The organism is Bradyrhizobium sp. SUTN9-2 (assembly GCF_003122645.1).
Lineage (GTDB): Bacteria > Pseudomonadota > Alphaproteobacteria > Rhizobiales > Xanthobacteraceae > Bradyrhizobium > Bradyrhizobium yuanmingense.
In genome coordinates this window covers 1-3027 of the sequence record NZ_LAXE01000003.1, presented here as the reverse complement: position 1 = coordinate 3027, position 3027 = coordinate 1, and the positions used below count along the sequence as shown (strand labels likewise).

Below are 3027 nucleotides of genomic sequence, written 5' to 3'. Positions count from 1 at the left end.
AAGGATAGGCATACGCCTATCCTTGAGGACGGCTCCGACACGCTGCGGCGCGTCGAGATCATCACGGGGACCGGCCGACGACGGCGCTGGTCGACCGATGCGAAAGCGGCGATTGTCGCGGAGAGTTTTGCGCCGGGTGCAAGCGTTTCCGGGGTGGCGCGGCGACACGACATCAGCCCGAGCCTGTTGTTTCTTTGGCGTCGTCAGGCAACGCGGGCGAAGCTCGCGGAGCGCAGGGATGGAGGCGTGCCATTAGGCTTTGTGCCGATCGCAATCACCGACTGTGGAGGCAAATTGCCGCTATGCCAGGAGCAGGGAGCGATTGAGATCGAGGTCGGCGCAGTTCGCATCCGTGTCATGGGAACGGTCGACCGGCGAACACTCTGCGAGGTGCTTGCGGCAGTCGGGACGGTCGGCCGATGATCGGGCCCCGCGCTGGGTTATCGATCTGGATCGCGACGCAGCCGGTCGATTTCCGTCGCGGCATGGACTCGCTGGCGATGCTGGTAAGCGAGACGTTTGGAGCCGATCCGTTCGACGGCGGGCTGTGGGTGTTTCGATCCAAGCGCCGAGATCGCGTGAAGATCCTGACCTGGGACGGAAGTGGCCTTGTTCTCTACTACAAGAGAATCGAAGGGCAGTTCAGCTGGCCTCCGATCAAGGAAGGCGTCATGCCGCTATCTCATGCTCAGCTCTCGGTGCTGCTCGACGGCTCGGACTGGAAGCGTGTGCCGATGCGGGTTGTGGATCAACCAACACGAGCTGGCTGATCATCGTCAAGAGTAGTTCGTCATTCATGCAGAGCTGTAGTAGAAACAGGTTGCATGATTGATTTGCCTTCCGATCCAGCATTGCTCCGGCAAGCCGTGACGGCACTGTCGTCACGGCTTGCCGTGTTGTCGGCGGAATGCAGCACGCTGGCGGCCGAGCGTGATGTGGCGATCGCCCAACGCGATGCTGCAGTCCAGGAGAACGACAAGCTCCTGATGATCCTGTCCCAGTACAAGCGCACGATCTTCGGTCCCCGCTCCGAGACACTGGATCCCGGACAGCTGTCTCTCTTCACCATCACGGCGCAGGCGGCAGGTGCCGCCGCCAATGACGACGGGACCGGAGGCAGGCTGCCTGATGGAGCAGAAGGCCGTAGCAAGCGACCGGCGCGACGCAACCGGGGGAGGCTTCCGGAGCATTTGCCGCGCATCGACGTCGTGATCGATATCGAGAGCCTCATCTGCCCCTGCTGCGGCGAGCGGCTGCACAAGATCGGGGAGACCGTCAAGGAAGCCTTCGACGTCATTCCGATGCAGTACCAGGTCAAGCGCATTGTGCGTCCGCGCTACGGCTGCCGGGGATGCCGCCAAGGTGTGCTGCAGGCACCCGCGCCGGCCCAGGCGGTCGAGGGCGGGATGGTGACGGAAGCCTTGCTGGCCCACATCGCGGTGATGAAATACGGCTACCAGCTGCCGCTGTATCGGCAGGAACAGATGTTCGCCGCGCAAGGCATCACGCTTGACCGGCAGACGCTGGCCTCATGGATGGGCCGCGCCGCCTGGTGGCTGAGGCCGCTTCACGCGCTGTTGCGCGACACGGTGAGCTCCTACCCGCGGCTGTTTGCCGATGAGACACCGCTGCCGGTTCTTGATCCTGGCCGTGGCAGGACCAAGATCTGCCAGTTCTGGGCGATCGCCACCGATGACCGGCCGTGGGGCGGCCCGGCACCGCCGGCGGTGGTCTACGTGTTCGCCGAGGATCGCAAGGCGATCCGCGCCAAGCAGCTGTTCGGAGACTACCACGGCATCCTGCAGGTCGACGGCTATGCCGCCTACAAGGGGCTGATCAAGAACGGCGGCCGTCTGGTGCAGCTGGCGTTCTGCTTCGCGCATGCGCGGCGGAAGTTCTGGGACGTTCACGTCGCGACGAAGTCGCCGATGGCCGCGGAAGCGCTGCAACGGATCGCGATGTTCTACGCCATTGAGGGTCGCATCCGCGGTCTGCCGGCGGCGCATCGGGCTGCGGTGCGGCAAACCGACACCAGGCCACTGATCGAGGACTTCAAACCCTGGCTCGAAGCGCGACTGCTGGAAGTCTCGAAGAAGTCCGGTCTGGGCAAAGCCATCCGCTACACCCTTAACCATTGGGACGGCCTGACGCGCTTCATCGATGACGGACGCATTGAGATAGACAACAATACGGTCGAGCGCACCATCAAGCCGATAGGGCTTGGAAAGAAGAACCATTTGTTCGCGGGCAGCGAAGGCGGCGCCGAGACATGGGCCATTCTCGCGTCGCTCATCAACTCGGCAAAGCTGCAAGATATCGACCCACGGAATTATCTGACCGACGTTCTCGAGCGCATCGTCTCCGGACGTACAAAGATCAATCAGCTACACATGCTGTTGCCGTGGAATTGGAAGGCCGAGCGCGACAGTTCGCTGGCAAAGCTCGTCGCCTGATCAGTTCGACGGCAGGGCGTCTGGAACTTCCTGCGCATCGCTGGTGTCGTCATAGATCTCCTCGCGGATCACGCGCAGCGTCATCTCGTGCAGATAGACTTGCAACGCCCTCTCCAGCTCGGTGAACTCTGGCAACAGAACTTTGTCGACGAAGCCTCGGGACGCACGGATCATCATCGTGTTGCGTCGTTGGCGGTGATAACGAAACGGCCGCAGCCCGTACCGGCGGCAAAGCGCCAAAAACAGGTGCCGCGACCATTGGTCAGGAAGCGAGAATTGCTGCTCGATCGGCGGATCGTGGCGAGCGAGCTCCGCGACCCGGGCACGCACCCGCTGTAGCGCAGCTTCCGCCGCAAGGCGCTCACCGGCAGTTCCGGCACCCGCGAACAACGCCTCGATCTTCCGAAGCTTCTCGCGCAGCTGCGATTCGCTGGTCATTCTGATCCCCGTTGTCCGCCCCGAACCGGGATCACCCCATCACCGCGCGCCGGCAGCGTCAATCATCCCGACCGCGCTATCCAGAGCATTCCGCGCAAGTCAAGCCCGAGCACCAGTGCTCCTCTCGTGACGCTCA

4 protein-coding genes are annotated in these 3027 nt (G+C 63.0%); 3 read left to right on the top strand and 1 reads right to left on the bottom strand.

Annotated elements, in window-relative coordinates; genetic code table 11:
• The 3 genes from tnpA to tnpC form a co-directional block, all read left to right on the top strand.
• Positions 1 to 423, top strand: a 423-nt coding sequence (gene tnpA, locus XF30_RS39890; protein ID WP_109146019.1) for an IS66-like element accessory protein TnpA, incomplete at its 5' end; no start/stop codon positions are given.
• Positions 420 to 770 (top strand): IS66 family insertion sequence element accessory protein TnpB, encoded by a 351-nt coding sequence (gene tnpB, locus XF30_RS37560; protein WP_109146018.1) that lies wholly within the window; start codon positions 420 to 422, stop codon positions 768 to 770. The genes tnpA and tnpB, both read left to right, overlap by 4 nt.
• Before the next feature lie 54 nt (positions 771 to 824).
• Positions 825 to 2453, top strand: coding sequence for an IS66 family transposase (gene tnpC / locus XF30_RS37555; RefSeq protein WP_244609128.1), 1629 nt, complete (start codon positions 825 to 827; stop codon positions 2451 to 2453).
• On the opposite strand, the gene XF30_RS37550 is transcribed toward tnpC, so the two are convergent.
• Positions 2454 to 2891, bottom strand: coding sequence for a hypothetical protein (locus XF30_RS37550; protein ID WP_109146017.1), 438 nt, complete (start codon positions 2889 to 2891; stop codon positions 2454 to 2456). It abuts the gene before it with no gap.
• Positions 2892 to 3027: the final 136 nt, after the last annotated feature.

Coding starts and splice junctions, on each gene's coding strand:
- tnpC (WP_244609128.1), top strand. CDS start 825: ATGATTGATTTGCCTTCCGATCCAGCATTGCTCCGGCAAGCCGTGACG.
- XF30_RS37550 (WP_109146017.1), bottom strand. CDS start 2,891: ATGACCAGCGAATCGCAGCTGCGCGAGAAGCTTCGGAAGATCGAGGCG.
- tnpB (WP_109146018.1), top strand. CDS start 420: ATGATCGGGCCCCGCGCTGGGTTATCGATCTGGATCGCGACGCAGCCG.